The organism is Sphingomonas carotinifaciens (assembly GCF_009789535.1).
In the GTDB taxonomy this organism is placed as follows: Bacteria; Pseudomonadota; Alphaproteobacteria; order Sphingomonadales; family Sphingomonadaceae; genus Sphingomonas; species Sphingomonas carotinifaciens.
Genome location: NZ_WSUT01000005.1, coordinates 2,924,314 through 2,940,366 on the forward strand (window position 1 = coordinate 2,924,314; position 16,053 = coordinate 2,940,366).

Below are 16,053 nucleotides of genomic sequence, written 5' to 3' on the forward strand. Positions count from 1 at the left end.
CTGCATAACCCTAGGTCAGGGAACGACAATAAAGATTCTCTACCAGATTGATGGGAATTAGTTGGTTCGTTTCGGTAGTGCAGCTTTCTAGCCATACAGACGCGGCGTCGCCGCATCCCGAGCCACCGATCCGAAAGACCGTTCATGCCGCATCGCATTCGCCGCGCAGGCCGCGCCGCCCTCCTTCTCGGTGCAGCATTCGCCGCCATGCCGGCCGTCGCGCAGGAGGCGTCTATCATTGCCGATCAGGGCTCGGGCAGCACAGCCGCCGAGACGGCGGGGGGCGGCGCGGAGGCCGGTGCCGGCGAGGATATCCTCGTCACCGCCCGTCGCCGCACCGAGAAGAGCCAGGACGTGCCGATCGCGATCAACGCGTTCGGCGCCGCGCAAATCGAATCGACACGCACCTACAATCTTCGCGACCTGCAGCAGCTGACCCCCAGCCTAGTCGTCACCAACACCAATCCGCGCAATACCAGCATCAACATCCGCGGGCTGGGCAACAACGTCGCCGTCTATAATGACGGGCTGGAGCCGGCGGTCGGCGTCTATCTCGACGGCGTCTATCTGGCGCGCCCCGGCCAGACCGTGTTCGACCTAGCCGACCTGGAGCGGATCGAGGTGCTGCGCGGGCCGCAGGGCACGTTGTTCGGCAAGAACACCTCGGCGGGCGCGGTGGTGGTGACAACCAAACAGCCGACCTTCGATTTCGAGGGCGGCGGCGACGTCAGCATCGGCAATTACGATTTCCGCCAGTTGCACGCCTACATCTCCGGCCCGCTGACCGATACGCTAGCGGCGCGGCTGTTCGTGTCGAAGACCGATCGCGACGGCTTCACGCTCAACCACTTCGACGGGCGCTATGGCCAGAGCTTCCACGACCTGAATCTACGCGGGCAGCTGCTCTACAAGCCTACCGACCGGCTGACGCTGCGCATCATTGGCGACTGGGGACGGCAGAGTTCCTTCACCGCCAGCAGCATTCTGCTGGGCGCGATCCGCAGTTATGCCAACGGCACGAACTTCGTGAACAACTATTACGACCGCGCCGCCCGCCTGGGCTACACGCCCGTTCCCGCCGATCCGCGACTGCGGACGACCGACGTCGACGCCGATCCGCGCTATCGGATGAACCAGCACGGCCTCAACGTGACGACCGATCTGGATCTGGGCGCGGCGACGCTGACCTCGGTCACCGCCTATCGCGCGTGGAACTGGTACCCGCATAACGACGGGGACAGCACCAGCCTGGATGCCGGCGCCGATTTCCACCAGAGCAACGAGCAAAAACAGGTCAGCCAGGAACTGCGCGTCGCCTCCAACGGCGACCGCCGCGTTGATTACGTCGCTGGCCTCTACTATCTCTACCAGTCGATCGAGGCAGAGGCGGTGAACCTCTATGGCATCCGCGCAGCCGACTGGTTCCTGCCGCCGACGACCAATGCGGCCGTCGGCGCCGCGGCACTGAATGGCTACAACGTCGTCAGCCACTCGCGCCCGGTCACCGACAGCTATGCCGCCTTCGCGCAGACGGTGTGGCACGTCGTGCCCGGCGTCGATCTGACCACCGGCCTGCGCTACACCTACGAGACGAAATCCGGGTATTTCGACCAGGGCGCGACCGGCGCCTCGCTCGTCGCGCTGACGCCGGCGCAGCAGGCGGCGGCGCAGACGATCCGCTCGCGCTACGGCATCGCCAATTATTACCAGGCGGAGACGAAGGCAGGTCGCCTGTCGGGCCAGGCGACGCTGTCGTGGAAGGTCGCCGAACCGCTTCTGACCTATGTCACCTATGCGCGCGGTAACAAGTTCGGCGGCCTGAATTTGGCTAACATCACCACGACCGGTCAGTTCGCCGCCAACCCCGTCATCCGCCCAGAGACGATCGACAGCTACGAGGCCGGCGCGAAGACGACCTGGGCGGGCGGGCGCGTGACAGCCAACATCGCCGCCTTCTGGACCGACGTGAAGGATTACCAGACCACCATCGTCGATATCGAGCGCAACGGCGTCAGCTTCTTCACCAACGCGGCCAAGGTCCGCACCCGTGGGTTCGAGGCGGACTTGCGCGCCGCGCCGACGCGCTGGCTCAGCCTTTACGCCTCGGGCACCTACGACGATGCGCGCTACATCTCCTACGCCAATGCGCCCTGCCCGATCGAGATCACCGGCCAAGCGATCTGCAACCTGAGCGGGCGGCCGCTGCCGGGCGTGTCCAAATGGGCGGCCTCCACGGGCGGCGAGGTGCGGACGCCACTAGGCCTGACTGGGGCGCACGATACCGAAATGTATCTAGGATCCGACTACAGCTATCGCTCGGCGACCAACACCAGCGCGAGCCTCAGCCGCTATTCCGCCATCCCGTCCTATGACCTGATTAATATCCGTTTCGGCATCCGCACGCTGAACGGCCTGTTCGACATCCAGTTCTGGGGCCGCAACATCACCAACTCGACTTATTTTCTTTCGCGCGGCGCGGCCAATACCGGCGCGATCACCGGCACTCTGGGTGATCCGCGCACCTATGGAGCGACGCTGCGAACGAAATTCTAGCTTTGTGTCGCCTCTTCGACCCACTTTCGGCCGTTCAGCCTGCCTCACTCATTTCCCGACTTCATCCATTCGTTAAGCCGAACGGCGCGACAGCTCAGTCGCGATGCTGAGCCGGTCGATCAAGCCTTTGATGGTTGGGCCACTTACATCGCAGGCAAGTGGCGGCTCACCTTGGTCTTCGGTAGCTGGACGAGTTCGGGCTGCATGAAGTCGTAGTCGTCCAGTATGTCGAGGCAGATCACGCGTTTGCCCCCGAGAGCCGCCCGGTAGCGTGGCAGCAGCTTGTTGCGATGCGCCTTCTCCATGACGAAGATCACGTCGGCCCATGCGATTAACTCGGCCGTGAGCGGATTGTCGGCGTTGTGATTGGTGCCGGCAGAGTCCATCTCCAGATCCTCCCGGCACGAGAACACCTGTTCGGCGGTGGGGCTGCGCAGCCTGTTCTGACTGCACACGAACAGCACCGTCCGAATGCGGGGATGCCTCAACCCTGGCCCCTACACGCCGCGCCAGGCGAGCGGGCCTGGGGTCGCGTCAGCCGAGAAGTCGATTTGGAGGACGCGACGCCGTCGAGGCGGATCGGCCGCTAGCGAGGCGTGAACGATTGACGTGGCGTAGAGCCAAACATCACCCCGTTCGGCAAGACAGAGCCGCTCGCCTAAGGTAGTCACAACTCGTCCGATCTCTGCTTCGGGCAGGCGCCCCAATCTATGCGAGCCGGGCACGATGCGTAGCGGCGCGTTGCGCTCGTCAATCGCATCCAGGTGCACGCGCAGCGTCACCATGCGCTCGAGTATCTCGAATGGCGGCTCCACCTGGATCAGCCCGGACTTCACCGTCCACGGACCGTACCCCTCCGTGTCGATACGCTCCTCGACGACGATCGTGCGGTCTTGGTGCCAGCCGAGCGCCCAGTTCCTCTCTGCGGTCTTGTCGAACAAGATTGCACGTACGGGGCGAGCCTGTTCCCCAAGCGCAGACACCGCGATCACGCCAATCGGTCCAGCGTTACCAAGGAAGGGTCGCAGCTGCCGCCCCTCCCCTATCCGCACGCCCGGCCTGCTCGTCGGCAGCGCGACCAAGGCAGTCTCGAGGCGACCGCACGTACCTTCGTCCAGAGCTTGCGCGAACAGCTGGGCGCCATCATCGTTGAGGGTAAGGTCAGCGGAGCGGCAGACGGCTGAGAGCATGAGGCTGAGGCTAGCGCGACCTACCCTCGGCGTCGACCCGACTCACAGCACGAAGCCGCTGCGCGGCATTGACGTTCGCGGTGGAGGTAACGCGTCAGCGCTGAGGTTTGGCCCTGCGGCATCGGGGGCAGACGATGGAGTTCCTTCAACAAGAGGAACCCTGTCATGACGACGTCACCGACCGAAGCACCTGTCACCCCGCTGCGTCAGCGAATGCTCGACGACATGGCGATGCGTTCGATGCGGGCGCGGACGCAGCATGACTATGTCCGCCACGTTCGCGCCTTCGCGGCGTTCCTTAAACGCTCGCCGGATACCGCAACGGCAGAGGATGTACGGCGCTTCCAGGCCCACCAGCGCGAGCACGGCACCAGCGAGTCCGTTATCGGCGCCACGGTATCGGCGCTGCGCTTCCTGTTCGGGGTGACGCTCGACCGGCCCGACCTGTCGCGCAAGCTGGTGCTGGCGCCGCGGCCCCGGAAACTGCCGGATGTACTGAGCGTCGATGAGGCCGGACGGCTGCTGGAGGCGGCACCGGGCATCAAGTACCGGGCCGCGCTCGGCGTGGCATACGGCGCCCGCCTGCGCGTGTCGGAGGTGGCGCACCTCAAGGCCGACGACATCGACAGCAGGCGGATGCTCATCCGCATTGAGAAGGGCAAGGGTCGCAAGGACCGCAATGCGATGCTGTCGCCGCAACTGCTTGAGCTGCTGCGGCTCTGGTGGCGTGAGGGAAAGCGGCGCAGTGTCCTGCTACCGCACGGCTGGTTGTTCCCGAGCCGCAGCTACACCGACCCGATCTCGACCCGGCAGCTGCACCGCGCCGTTTGCGAAGCGGCCGAGGCAGCGGGCATCCGCAAGCGCGTCAGTCCACACACGTTGCGGCACAGTTTCGCGACGCATCTGCTCGAACAGGACGTCAACATCCGCGTCATCCAGGTGCTGCTCGGGCACAGCAAGCTCGAGACCACCGCGCTCTACACCAAGGTCGCGACGCGCACGATCCGCGCGGTGACCGGGCCGCTCGACCAGTTGATGGCGCTGATGGACGACAGGACGCCGGCCGGGTGACGCCCGCATGCGCGCCTCCATCGAGGTCGCCGAAATCTTCCGCGCTGCCGGTTCTGCATACCGGGCTGCTCGTGCCGGGCATCTGAGCCTCGACCAGCTCAAGGTCATGTCGGCCATCGAGCATTGCCGTACCGCCGTCATGCGCGGGCACGTCGAAGCCTGCACTGACTGCGGGCACTGGCGGGTCTCCTACAACTCCTGCCGCAACCGGCACTGTCCGCGGTGCCAGGGCGCGGTCGCACGCACCTGGCTCGCCGAGCGCGAGGCCGACTTGCTGCCGGTCGGCTACTTCCACGTCGTCTTCACGCTGCCCGCCGAGGTTGCCGATATCGCCCTCCAGAACAAGGCGGCGGTTTACGGGCTGCTGTTCCAGGCGGCGTCGGAGACGATGACGACCATCGCCATCGACCCGAAGCACCTCGGCGCGCGCATCGGCATCACCGCAGTGCTGCACACCTGGGGTTCAGCGATGACCCACCATCCGCACATCCACATGGTTGTTCCAGGCGGCGGGCTGTCGCCGGATGGCAGCCGCTGGGTGTCGTCACGCCCGGCGTTCCTGCTGCCGGTGCGTGTCCTCGGCAAGCTGTTCCGCCGCCTGTTCCTGAGCCGGCTGACGGCGCTACACGACGCCGGGCGGCTCGGCTTCCATGGCAGCCTCGCGCACCTTGCCAACCGGCGCACCTTCCTGCGGCACCTAGCTCCGGTTCGGAAGAAGCGTTGGGTCGTCTATGCCAAGCCGCCATTCGCCGGGCCAGAGACGGTGCTGGCCTATCTGTCGTGCTACACCCACCGCGTCGCTATTTCGAACAGCCGGCTCCTGCGCTTCGACCAGACCGGCGTCACCTTCCGCTACAAGGATTATCGCCGCGCCGGGGGCCGAGCGGCAGCAGGTCATGACGCTCAGCCCCGACGAGTTCATCCGCCGCTTCCTGCTCCACGTCCTGCCGAAGGGCTTCCACCGCATCCGCCACTATGGCCTGCTCGCCGGCCCCACCCGCAAGGCCCATATCGAACGCGCCCGCAAACTGCTCGGGGTCACTCCGCCGCCGGCTGCCGTGCCAGACGAGCCAGAAGATACCCGCCCGCCATGCCCGTGCTGCGGAGGGCGCATGGTCGTCATCGAGACCTTCGAACGCTGGTGCCCGGCTCGTGCCCCGCCGTACAGCGTCATTTCAACCGGGACCATCACACCATGATCCGGCATGGCTCGATCTTCCCCCGCCACGCGGTCCCCCCGCTTCCGGCGTCCGTGCCGCTCGCACCAGCGACATCGCCAGCCACATCAACGCTCACCCAGACCGTCAGTCCTACCCGATATCCATGCCGCAGGTTCTTCCCGAGTGCCACGCCGCGGCCTCGCACGGCCCATTCCACCGGACGTCGCACTGCCCAGCCAGCCTCCGGGAAACCGCTTTCCCCATAGCCCACCGCTCGCGACCCGCGGCTCCTGCTTTGGAGGATATCGTACACCTGCCGGTGCCCGATTTCCATCCAGGAGTGGACATTCGCGCCTTTGAACTCCTTGCTCTAAAGCGGTCATTCGGTAAGCCTATGACGATGGCCAGCCGTCTTGTGCTCCGTATTGCGTTGGCTGCTGCCTGTTCGCTTCTGGCTGGGTTGGCCGGATGCCGAGACGCGATACCTCCCGGCAAAACGGCAGCCATAAAACCCGATAAATCCCGGGCCGCTTTCTTCGAGCGCCCGGCGGCGCTTGCTACGGCTCGAGCATCATCCACGCCAAGTCCACTCATTGTCTTGCTTTCGACTGATCCGTGGAAAATGGTGGTCGGTTCGGATTCACCGACCTTTGCACTTTACAGTGATGGAACGGTATTGTTTCGGCGAAAGGACGATTATGGGGCAGTCAAGCTAAATCGAACCGAGTTGAATGCCTTGATCGAGGGGTTTTCTAGTCCAGAATTGGTCGCTCTCTCCGGTCACTATGAAGCAGCAAACTGGACCGATCAACCAGGCAACAATTTGCTCCTGTATGGCCGAAAGGTGCCGCTATACATCACCGTGTATGGTTCCTTGAACGACGTTCAGGTAAGGGCCAAGTTGCCAGACACTGTCCTCGAAGCGTTCGATAGATTGCGCAACTTTTCTGCGCCAAGTGCCAATCCTTGGCTTCCTAGAGAAGTAGAAGTTATGGTTTGGCCTTACGAGCACGCGCCTGATTCATCAATCATCTGGCCTAAGCGATGGCCTGCTCTCGCAAGTCCGGCAACGCGGAAACGCGGTGACTCATACAGCATTTTCATTCCATCCTCCGAGTTGCCTGCCCTTCGCTCATTTCTCGCCGCTCGAAGGGAGAAGGGGGCTGTCAAGATCGATGGCAAGAAGTGGTCTGCCAGCATTCGGCTACCTTTCCCGCATGAGGAGCTATGGATGGCTCCGAACGATGAGATAGCGACCAAACAATAGGCGGCTCTTTCCTAAACGGACCGTCAGCTTACCACCAGTGATTGCAGCAGGCTGGGCTTTCCAGACGGCCGCCAGCTGGCGTTACACTGGGACAGTGATGAGGGTCAGCCTTTGCCCTGAGGCAGCGTGAAGCGTTTCGCAATGGAGCCGTATGCCGCTCAGGTTTCGACCACGAAAATGACGTTGGGCAGGCACCGACCATTGCTTCGGTTGGGATACGGGTTCGCTGCCTTCTTTACCCGTCGAGACATCCAGCCGCAAATGCCACCCTCTGGGCAAAGCGGGCGATCGCTTGAACCAACGACGCCCGTCCGGCTCATCAACAATGAGGGCGAACCGGCCAGCGTGGATGTCGGCCAGTCGCAGCGCTGCCGCTAATCTGCTCACCTGAAAAAGCCGGGCAACACTGTCCATCAGCGCGACCGACATCGGCGCTTCCGCCATCCACGGCACGAGCATGGAGCACGGCATCAGCAGTTCGGCGGCGTAGCGGTCGGCGTCTCGCTCGCAAGTGTGGTCCGGCGCATTTCCTGACGCATCATGGCAGATCAGCCGCTGGCCGCGATGATGGTGCCAATGGCCAAGCTCGTGCGCGACCGAGAAGCGTTGCCGCACGCGGCTTGCCCTATCATCGACCGTGATGATGGCCCGGTCGACCATGCCGACGATCCGTGCATCACCTTGCGGCAGCGCGCGATAGCGAACCCACGCGCCGACGGACCAGGCGATCACCTCGACGTCGATCTCATCCGGTTCGGTGATGCCAAGATCCTGGAGCAGCCGTTCCGCTGGCGACAGGCTCGTCATTTCGGCTGGTCGGCATCCATCCGTTCCAGCTCGGCCAGATCGTCGATCAGCGTGTCCCAGTCGTCGGGATGGGTGCCACGTGCCGCCAGCGTCAGCGGCGTATCGATGTCGCTCGCCATCGCTTTCTGCAACTCAGCACGAAGCCGGGCGCGATCGATCGACACGACGGAGGCGCCGGCGTCACGGTCGAGCATCGCGCGAATGTCGTGAAGCCGCGCCTTCTTCACCTTCAGTTCGGCGGCGTCGAGCTCGGCGTGCCAGTCGTCGAGGTCGGGTTCGTCCTCTTCGAGAAATTCATCCAGCAGGCGCAGCCGCGCGACTTCGTCTTCGTCGGTCATGACACCCTCTTTGCTTTACCGGCGCGACCAATCGCGCGGTTCATTCTTTTACGAAGGGCCGCAAGCCCCTTCTCGTCGATCCCGAACTGGTTCTGTAGCTCCTCACCGCGTTTTCCGGCGATGACGGCATCAAGCAAAGCGAGCAATCCTGGGTCGGAACGAAGCGCCTCCCGGATGTCCGCGATCGTGCGTCGAGCGTCGATCGGATCGTGCGTCATCTGCTCGAACGAGGCCACGTCGTTATCCAAGCTCGCCGCGTCGAGGTCATCGTAAAGAACCAGCGTCCGTCCTTCCGCTTCGTCGCGGTAGGCGTCGCGGATCATGCTGCGCATGACCCAGTTGAGGAACGTGACGATATCCCAGCTCTGGCGGCACTTGCGACGACCATCGAGCGCTCGGCAGATCGCCTCCTGGCGGAGATCTGCTGCAAGCATCCGCTGCTCGCGGACAAGATATTGCGATCGCAGGACAAGACGCCGGTATTGATCCTTGGTCAGCGCCTGCAGGCGTTCGCGCATCTCGTCGACCGTCAGGTGAGGATCGTCGTCGACATCATCGGCAACGGGTGCTGGATCGATCGATGAGATGGTGGCCTCCTCATACCCTATACGGACGAGGCGGCATATTCGGACACGAAGGTAACAATTTTATTGGCAGGTGTCCGAATTCGCTGTCTCGTCCGTATAGGGTGATAGACCTCGACCAGGGTCCGTCAGGCGGCCTGCGCCCAGAGGGTGCACTGATCGTCGTCATACTGAACGCCCGGCCGCATGACCTGTCGGGTCAGCCAGGCGCTGGCGCGTTCGATGCCCTCGCTCATGTCCTCAGCGGGCTTGCCGTCGATATGCACGATCTCGCGCGGTGCGAGCCGGAAATGCCCGCGCACATGGGCCTGCGGCAGGATGAGCCCGCGGTTGCCCGACTTCGACAGCCACAAGTTACAGCCGCTCTGGATGTGGCAGCGACCATCGCGCGGCAGGAACAGCGCGATGCCGGTCAGCGCCGGGTTCGGTCCGGCGCGATATTCGAGGTGGAGCAGATCGGCATCGGTCTCAACCGCATGGCGGCCCATCTCGATCTTGTCCTCGATCCCGAGCGGATCGCCGCCGGTGATGACGACGCCGGGCTTGAGCTTGCGGCTACCGAGCAGCAGCTTGACGACGGCGCGGGTGACGGCGGCTTCGAAGGTGGTGACGGTCATCATTCTATCTCCTTGTTTCATCCCCGCATCGGGGCCGTTCATCATTCCGTTCATCTCAACCCTGGTGCTCGCTCCGGCAGGCGCGCACGATCTGGGCGGCGGCGCACTCCAGTCCGGCGGCGCGGTCCCACAGGCAGTTCCAGGGCAGCCGGGTGCCGATCTCGACACCGTGACGGCCGAGCTTCACCGACAGCCCGCCGCGAGCCGGAACCAGATGCAGGCCCTGGTCGCGGTCGCGAAAGAAATTGAGGTCGGTGAGCAGCAGCGGGCCGGTGATCGAGCGCAGCGCGACGTCGACGCGGACGGGGTCGATGGCCTCGGGGTGAAAACCGTGGCGGATCAGCAGCGTATCGCGACGCCGCGTCGCGGCACAGCGCAGCAGCGCCTGGTCGAACATCGGCTCGGTGACGGGGGTCATCGCGATGATGACGTTATGGCCGAGGCATTCGACCGCACCTGGCAGACCGGAGTTTCCGAACAGCGGCGCGGGTTCGTCGCAGCCGAGGGCTGCAAGGACATAGTTCATCAGCGCAACCGAGGCGGTCGGCAAAACATCGTGGATCATGGGGGACATGGAGCCTTTGTGGACGTACGTGATCCCCGGACCGGCTGGTCCGGTTCAGACCCCTTCGATTTTCATTTCTCGTCAGGGCTTCGCTCGGCGCCGGCCGATCTCCCCTTCCTCGCGCGACAGCGGTCGCGGCCATCGCGGAAGATGGCGTTGCCGATGACGGCATAGCCCCAGCTATCGAGCGTGCGGGCGCTGTCCGCGACGGTGCCGGAACGATGGATGGCAGCAGCAGGGCAGTACACCTCGACCATGGCTGGCACCCAGTTGGCGATGCTGCCGGCGGGCTGGCGTTGCCACCATTGCCCCGCGATCAGGGCAGTCAGCAGCAGGATCACGCTCAGGCGAAAGACGACGGGGAAGCGGCGGCGCTTCATTTTCTTTTCTCCAGCAGATTGTCGCTGCCGGAGACGGTAAGCGTCTCGAAATATGCCAAATCGTACTGTCAGAACCGGCCCAACCTGCCGCATGTTGTAGCAACCCGAACGTCATTCCTGCACGGCGGGACTTGGTTCGTTAACGGGTTCGGCCTACACCAGCCCCGTTCGCCAGCAGGCGGACCGAGGCGTGGAAACCTCGTGATGGGTAGCCGCATGCCCGGTCGAAAGAGATTTCGGCCGGGGAGCGGGCGTGGATGTCCAAGGCTCTTCCAGGGCCCAAAGACGCTCGCGCCTGTCTCATCACAGGTTTCCAATCCCCGGCTTACGGGCCGGCATCGCCTCGTTTTCATATGGGGCGGTGCCGCCGGCTGGGGAAGCCGATGCATTGCCCGACACGGGGGTGCGTATGGTTGCGGGACTTGGCCGCCAGCGGCGGAAAGCTTTTCAAATACCATCAGTGATTTCGGCCGCGATGCTGCTCGCGGCCTGTGGCGGCGGAGGCGGTGGCGTCGCTTCGTCAGGGTCAATCCCCACGCCTGCACCTACGCCGACGCCCAGCCCGACACCGACGCCGTCCCCTACACCGACCCCACCGCCCAGCGCTGCGGATAGCGGAGTACAAGGCTTCCGCCGCCGTGGTCGGTGCGAAAGCGGCCTTTGCCTATGACAAGGGCATCACTGGCAAGGGCGTGACCATTGCGGTCATCGACACCGGCATCGCCGCCAGCAGTGCCGAGTTCGCTGGCCGCATCTCACCCGACAGCAGGACATTCAAGAGCCGGATCGCGCGTTGCGCTACCTGTGCACCGGAGACGGTGACCTTCCCGCTCGACGATGTGCAGGGCCATGGCACCGAGGTCGCCTCGGTCGCGCTGGCCGCGAAAAATGGCGCGGGCGTGCAAGGCGTCGCCTATGACGCGACGCTGCTCGCGCTGAAGGTCGTGGCTCCCGATCTCAAGGTCGTCACCGCCACGTCCGTCATCAAGGAAGGCAGCGGCGCGAACGCCGCCAGCATCGCGCCCGCCATCACCTATGCGGTAGAGAAAGGGGCGTTCGTCATCTCCATGAGCCTGAATGGCGATCATGGCGGCCAGATCGCCGCCGACGAACGTGCCGCCATGGACAGCGTCGTCAAGGCCGACCGGCTGCTCGTGCAATCCGTGTCCAACTTCGTCGACGACAAGAGCGCTGCGCCTGGCACAATCACCCGCAACCTCGTTGGTAGCAATCTGGAGAATAGGGACAATTTCCTGTTCGGCATCCGGGTCGACAGTGCGTTGCGACCGCCCAGCGGCAATGGCCTGCCCGGCGATCTTGCCGACCGCACGCTGGCGGTGGTCGCGACGGACGTCAGCGTCGTTGGCAAGGACGGACAAATCACCACGGTCACGGGCAACAGCTTCGCCGCCCCCGCCATCGCGGGGGCCGCGGCGCTCCTCAAGCAATACTGGCCGCAACTCGGCGGCAAGGCGATCTCGCGCATCCTGCTCGATACCGCGACCGAACTCGGCGACAAGGGTACCGACCAGATCTTCGGCGCTGGTTTGCTCAACGTCGAGGCCGCGATGAAGGCGCAGGCACCTGGCAGCGCCTTTGCCGCCGCCGACATGGTGCTGGCGCGCTATTCCTCGATCAGCCTGTCCGGGCCCTTCGGTGGCGGTGGCCAACTGACCGATACCGTGACCCGCATGACGGTGTTCGACCGCTATGGCCGCGACTTCGCCATGACTGGCAACACCGGACCACGCAGCCAGGGTTCGGAGTTGCTTGCAGGCGCGATGCTGGGGACGATCGATCCGCCGTGGCTCGCCACGAGTGTGAGCGACGCAAAGTTCGGTTTCACCTCCGCTGCCACCGGACCATGGGCCGCGGCGCGTTCCGGCCGCCCGGCCACCTTCGCCTTCTCGCCTGTTGCGGGACAGACGGTCAGCTTCAGCGCCAATGTCGGGATCGGGCAAGGTGCGGGCATCGCCGGTTCTGCCCTGCGCGGTGTCGTCGCCGCGCCGGTCGGCACGTCCTCGTCGTGGAGCGGCGACGGCTGGTCGGCGGCCTTTGCATCCGGCGTATCGCGCGACGGCCGCTCTGCTTTGCGCAGCGTCACTTTCGCCTCGCCACTTGGGCTCGGTGTCGAGCTATCGGGCCTGACCGAACGTGGCCAAGTGCTGGGGCTACGCGGACCGGCTGGCTTTGCCCTGTCCGGCAGCCGAACGACGCTGGCCACCCTGACGGCCAGTCGCAGCGTTGCAGGCGTGCTGCTGTCGGCGCGGGCCACGGCCGCCACCACCCGGGTCGATGGCGGATCGGACCTGCTTCGCTTCACCGGTCCGATGACCGGCACCGCCTTCGCGGTCGACGCCGCGCATCGTCTCGGCGGCGGTACCGTCACGCTCGGACTATCATCACCGCTTCGGCTGGAGCGCGCCCGTGCGGTGGTCGAGGCGCCCGTCGCCTATGACCTGATGACCGGCGTGCTCGCCACTCGCCTGACCAGCGTCGACCTGACACCGACCGCACGCGAGATGGACGTCGCGCTCGGTTGGTCGGCGACGCTGTCGCCCACCTCGTCACTGCGGCTTGGCATCGCCCACGCCTTCGATGCCGGGCACGTCGCCGGCGCGCAGGACACCGCTGGCTTTCTCAGCCTGACCCTCCGCTGATCCAGCATCATCACAAGGACATGACTATGTATGACCGAATAATATTTGCAGCGGTTGCAGCCGGACTGCTCACCTTCGCCGCACCCGCCTATGCCGCCGATCCAGCAACCATGGACGTGGCCGGCATCCATCTCGGCGACACGCCGCAGCAGGTGAAGGCGGCGTTGCAGCAGGCCGGGTACAAGGTGACCGAGACGCGCAAGACCGGATCCTTCGCGCAGCGCGTTGCGGTGGAAGCGGCGAACCGCAAGGGTGCGGCGGCACCCAATCCAACCTATGCCGGGATAGCCGAAATCATCGCCATGGGGCCACACCAGGAGCGCGCCGACATCCAGTTCGCCCAAATCGCAGGCGGCGACAGTGTGTCGCGCGTCGAAGTCACCATCCCAGGAACCGCGATGGGCGATGCCGCGATGAAGGCACAGCTCACCGCCCGATACGGCAAGCCTGATGCAGTCACGGATCAGGGGCTTACCTGGCACTGGTGTGCGCCGCAGTCGGTGAAGATCTGCGGCATGACCTATACCGGCGGCGAGCTCAATACGGCGTGGCCGACGCTGCGGGGCAGCACCGCCATGGGCATCAATTCCATCATCCTGGAAGCGGGCACCGATGCCGATCGCCGCCTCAAACAGGCGTTCGAGGCCGCCGTAACGGCGCAGGCGCCTAAGACCAACCAGGGCGCATTCTGACAACCGAACGGGGTGGCAGCGGCCACCCCGCCCATCGAATCAAAAGCCAAGTCGCACCGATTGGCCAGGCTTCACGGCGACCTCGGCTCGTAGCCGTTCAACCAGTTCCAGCGCATCCGCCGCTGGCCAGTGGCGCAACTGGCGCGCGACCACCGCGAAGTCGCCGGGAGTCAGCCCCTCTACCATGCCAAGGCATGCCGGGGCGGGCTCTCCGAAAAAACGCAGGAAGGCGGCGGCGGCGCGCTCTGCCCCGAGCGGTTTCAGCCGGAGTTTGAAGACGAACCGCCGCAATGTCGCCGGGTCCAGCCCCGCCTCATGGTTCGTCGCCGCGACGACCGGCAACGGATGCAGGTCGAGCCACGTCAGCAGTTCGTTGACCTGTCCCACTTCCCAACTGGTTCGCGCCGTACTGCGGTCGAACAACAGCGAGTCCGCCTCGTCGAACAACAGCACGGCCTCCCGCCGCCGCGCCTCGGCAAAGGCGTCGGCGATCTGCGCCTCGGTCTCGCCGACCCATTTCGACAGCAGGTCGGATGCACGCTTGACCAGCAGCGGCCGGTCGAGCGCCCGTGCCAGATGATGCGCGAATGCCGTCTTGCCGGTGCCCGGCGGGCCCGTCAGTAGCAGCGACACGTCGCTTGCCCCGCCATCTGCCATGGCCGCGGATAGGCGATCGACCGGCCGATCGGTTTCAAACAGGTCGAGGTCGAACGCCGCCGGGCCAGGCGGCGGCAGCGTGCCACCCCGCAGTGCCCGGACCAGCGCTTCGGCCGCGACGATGCCGCCATCTTCTTCACCGGCCAGTTTACCCGCCCGCGCCGCCATCCGCAGAACCGTCGCTGCCTCTGGCGCGGCGTCGAGCAACGTGGCGAATGCAGGGCCGGGCATCACCCGCTCCTCCCGCGCCACCCGAACGAGCATCGCCGTCGCCGCCGCACGCGACGGCAGGTCGAGCCGCAGCACGAAGCTCATCCGCCGCAGGATCGCCGCATCGACATTGCCGATCGCGTTGGTCGTCCAGATCACCGGCACCGGATTGGCCTCCAGCAGCCGGTTGACGAAGACCTTGCTTCCCTCGCGCCGACTGAACCAGTCGCCGCCCGCGGACGGGCTGGCATCGCCGATCAAATCCTCCATCTCGTCGAACAGCAGCACCGCTGGTCCCCGCCCGCCGAGCAGACGTTGTGCCAAGGCCAGCGCCGCGACGCGTTCCCAACGGCGGGGTTCCTCGCCGTCCTCGTCCGCCTCACCCACACCGTGCAACACCGCGCCTGCTGCCGCCGCCAGCGTACGCGCGAGTTCGGTCTTGCCGGTGCCGGGCGGGCCGTAGATCAGGATGTTGACCCCCGCCGCCGCCCCGCTCAGCGCACCGCGCAGCAGGCGGATGAGAAAGTCGATCGGTTCGACATGCACAAAGGCGTCGAGCCCCAGCGTGGCCGCCTGCCGCCGACCGACCAGCGTATCGAGCATCGCCTCTTCGCTCGCCGGAGCCCGGTCGAGCAGACGTTGCAAGGTCCAGCGGATCTCGACATCCGCCTCACCCTCACGGGTTGCCGTGAAGCAGGCCAGGCCCAGCCGCGTGACCGCACCCCGCCGCGCCGCGCGGTCCGCGTCCTCCGCACCCGCCCCGGCCGTCTCGCCGAGGAGTTGCGGCAGGTCATGCCCGTGACGGCTGAGCAATCGCGCCAAGGCACCGACGCGCGGCAGTCGGTCGCACGCGACCATCAGGCGCAGCAGCCCCGCATCGATCGGCGACAATCCCAGCAACCGCGCCAGCGTATCCGCCAGTTCGAGCGCCTCCGCCCGCACCGGTCCCCCGCGCGGAGCAGTGAGACAGGCGAGCAGGGTTTCCCAGTTCCATTCGCCTTCCATGTCGGGCAGCAGCCAGGGCCGATGCGGCTCCGCCCATTCCAGCAGTGCTTTGGCAAGCGGTGCCGTGGCGGGCAGCGCGCCCGCCGTCCGGAGCATCAGGCCCCGGACGATATCCAGTTCGTCCATGTCGTATCCACGCGTCTCTCAGGCCGACGGCGCAAGCGCACGCGTCGACGTCATTCCTGTCGAAAGGGTGAGGTGCGGCGGGGGCGGATGCCGGCCCGCCGCCAACGTCGTGGGACGTTTACGCGAAAGGCCGGAGACCGCCGACCCATGCACCGCAATAGGCGGCAAGGT

14 protein-coding genes and 1 pseudogene are annotated in these 16,053 nt (G+C 65.3%); 6 read left to right on the forward strand and 9 right to left on the reverse strand.

Going from position 1 to position 16,053, the window contains the following annotated elements:
- Positions 1–144: 144 nt before the first annotated feature.
- Positions 145–2,553 carry a TonB-dependent receptor gene (locus GQR91_RS15580; protein WP_235903811.1) on the forward strand — a complete coding sequence of 803 codons (2,409 nt, stop codon included), beginning with the start codon at positions 145–147 and terminating at the stop codon, positions 2,551–2,553.
- Positions 2,554–2,696: 143 nt separating this feature from the next.
- Here the strand turns inward: GQR91_RS15580 and GQR91_RS15585 are convergent, their stop codons facing one another.
- Positions 2,697–3,041, reverse strand: a complete 345-nt coding sequence (locus tag GQR91_RS15585) for a low molecular weight protein tyrosine phosphatase family protein (protein ID WP_211368625.1) — start codon at positions 3,039–3,041, stop codon at positions 2,697–2,699.
- 9 nt (positions 3,042–3,050) lie between these two features.
- Complete coding sequence (locus GQR91_RS19820) at positions 3,051–3,743, reverse strand: phytanoyl-CoA dioxygenase family protein (protein WP_149680707.1); 693 nt, start codon at positions 3,741–3,743, stop codon at positions 3,051–3,053.
- 165 nt (positions 3,744–3,908) lie between these two features.
- Between GQR91_RS19820 and GQR91_RS15595 the strand changes: the two genes are divergently transcribed.
- The 3 genes and pseudogenes from GQR91_RS15595 (at position 3,909) to GQR91_RS15605 (ending at position 7,241) form a co-directional block, all read left to right on the forward strand.
- The gene (locus tag GQR91_RS15595) at positions 3,909–4,814 is read left to right on the forward strand and encodes a tyrosine-type recombinase/integrase (protein WP_149680708.1); all 906 of its coding nucleotides are present in this window, start codon (positions 3,909–3,911) and stop codon (positions 4,812–4,814) included.
- A gap of 7 nt (positions 4,815–4,821) precedes the next feature.
- A pseudogene (locus GQR91_RS15600) lies at positions 4,822–6,013 on the forward strand (IS91 family transposase).
- A gap of 361 nt (positions 6,014–6,374) precedes the next feature.
- Positions 6,375–7,241, forward strand: a complete 867-nt coding sequence (locus GQR91_RS15605; RefSeq protein ID WP_149680709.1) for a hypothetical protein — start codon at positions 6,375–6,377, stop codon at positions 7,239–7,241.
- An 81-nt stretch (positions 7,242–7,322) separates the two neighbouring features.
- On the opposite strand, the gene GQR91_RS15610 is transcribed toward GQR91_RS15605, so the two are convergent.
- From GQR91_RS15610 to GQR91_RS15635, 6 genes are all read right to left on the reverse strand, one after another.
- Positions 7,323–8,048 carry an ImmA/IrrE family metallo-endopeptidase gene (locus GQR91_RS15610; protein WP_149680710.1) on the reverse strand — a complete coding sequence of 242 codons (726 nt, stop codon included), beginning with the start codon at positions 8,046–8,048 and terminating at the stop codon, positions 7,323–7,325.
- Positions 8,045–8,386 carry a hypothetical protein gene (locus GQR91_RS15615; RefSeq protein ID WP_149680711.1) on the reverse strand — a complete coding sequence of 114 codons (342 nt, stop codon included), beginning with the start codon at positions 8,384–8,386 and terminating at the stop codon, positions 8,045–8,047. Before GQR91_RS15615 ends, GQR91_RS15610 begins: the two co-directional genes overlap by 4 nt.
- A complete protein-coding gene (locus tag GQR91_RS15620; RefSeq protein ID WP_149680712.1) occupies positions 8,383–8,904 on the reverse strand; it encodes a sigma-70 RNA polymerase sigma factor region 4 domain-containing protein in 522 nt (173 codons plus the stop codon). The genes GQR91_RS15615 and GQR91_RS15620 overlap by 4 nt, the downstream gene beginning before the upstream one ends.
- Positions 8,905–9,098: 194 nt before the next feature.
- The gene (locus GQR91_RS15625) at positions 9,099–9,590 is read right to left on the reverse strand and encodes a hypothetical protein (RefSeq protein ID WP_149680713.1); all 492 of its coding nucleotides are present in this window, start codon (positions 9,588–9,590) and stop codon (positions 9,099–9,101) included.
- 52 nt (positions 9,591–9,642) lie between these two features.
- The gene (locus GQR91_RS15630) at positions 9,643–10,152 is read right to left on the reverse strand and encodes a hypothetical protein (RefSeq protein ID WP_149680714.1); all 510 of its coding nucleotides are present in this window, start codon (positions 10,150–10,152) and stop codon (positions 9,643–9,645) included.
- Between the two features lie 71 nt (positions 10,153–10,223).
- A complete protein-coding gene (locus tag GQR91_RS15635; protein ID WP_149680715.1) occupies positions 10,224–10,532 on the reverse strand; it encodes a hypothetical protein in 309 nt (102 codons plus the stop codon).
- Positions 10,533–11,170: 638 nt separating this feature from the next.
- Between GQR91_RS15635 and GQR91_RS15640 the strand changes: the two genes are divergently transcribed.
- Positions 11,171–13,192 carry a S8 family serine peptidase gene (locus tag GQR91_RS15640; RefSeq protein ID WP_149680717.1) on the forward strand — a complete coding sequence of 674 codons (2,022 nt, stop codon included), beginning with the start codon at positions 11,171–11,173 and terminating at the stop codon, positions 13,190–13,192.
- Positions 13,193–13,302: 110 nt separating this feature from the next.
- Entirely contained in the window at positions 13,303–13,884 is a 582-nt protein-coding gene (locus GQR91_RS15645; RefSeq protein WP_149680718.1) for an N-acetylmuramoyl-L-alanine amidase, read from the forward strand.
- 39 nt (positions 13,885–13,923) lie between these two features.
- Here the strand turns inward: GQR91_RS15645 and GQR91_RS15650 are convergent, their stop codons facing one another.
- Positions 13,924–15,882 carry an AAA family ATPase gene (locus GQR91_RS15650; protein WP_149680719.1) on the reverse strand — a complete coding sequence of 653 codons (1,959 nt, stop codon included), beginning with the start codon at positions 15,880–15,882 and terminating at the stop codon, positions 13,924–13,926.
- Positions 15,883–16,053: the final 171 nt, after the last annotated feature.

Bases quoted from the DNA above. Each gene is read 5' to 3' on its own strand.
- GQR91_RS19820 (WP_149680707.1), bottom strand. From the start codon at position 3,743: ATGCTCTCAGCCGTCTGCCGCTCCGCTGACCTTACCCTCAACGATGAT.
- GQR91_RS15615 (WP_149680711.1), bottom strand. From the start codon at position 8,386: ATGACCGACGAAGACGAAGTCGCGCGGCTGCGCCTGCTGGATGAATTT.
- GQR91_RS15625 (WP_149680713.1), bottom strand. From the start codon at position 9,590: ATGATGACCGTCACCACCTTCGAAGCCGCCGTCACCCGCGCCGTCGTC.
- GQR91_RS15605 (WP_149680709.1), top strand. From the start codon at position 6,375: ATGGCCAGCCGTCTTGTGCTCCGTATTGCGTTGGCTGCTGCCTGTTCG.
- GQR91_RS15630 (WP_149680714.1), bottom strand. From the start codon at position 10,152: ATGATCCACGATGTTTTGCCGACCGCCTCGGTTGCGCTGATGAACTAT.
- GQR91_RS15650 (WP_149680719.1), bottom strand. From the start codon at position 15,882: ATGGACGAACTGGATATCGTCCGGGGCCTGATGCTCCGGACGGCGGGC.
- GQR91_RS15645 (WP_149680718.1), top strand. From the start codon at position 13,303: ATGGACGTGGCCGGCATCCATCTCGGCGACACGCCGCAGCAGGTGAAG.
- GQR91_RS15610 (WP_149680710.1), bottom strand. From the start codon at position 8,048: ATGACGAGCCTGTCGCCAGCGGAACGGCTGCTCCAGGATCTTGGCATC.
- GQR91_RS15620 (WP_149680712.1), bottom strand. From the start codon at position 8,904: ATGCGCGAACGCCTGCAGGCGCTGACCAAGGATCAATACCGGCGTCTT.
- GQR91_RS15595 (WP_149680708.1), top strand. From the start codon at position 3,909: ATGACGACGTCACCGACCGAAGCACCTGTCACCCCGCTGCGTCAGCGA.
- GQR91_RS15580 (WP_235903811.1), top strand. From the start codon at position 145: ATGCCGCATCGCATTCGCCGCGCAGGCCGCGCCGCCCTCCTTCTCGGT.
- GQR91_RS15635 (WP_149680715.1), bottom strand. From the start codon at position 10,532: ATGAAGCGCCGCCGCTTCCCCGTCGTCTTTCGCCTGAGCGTGATCCTG.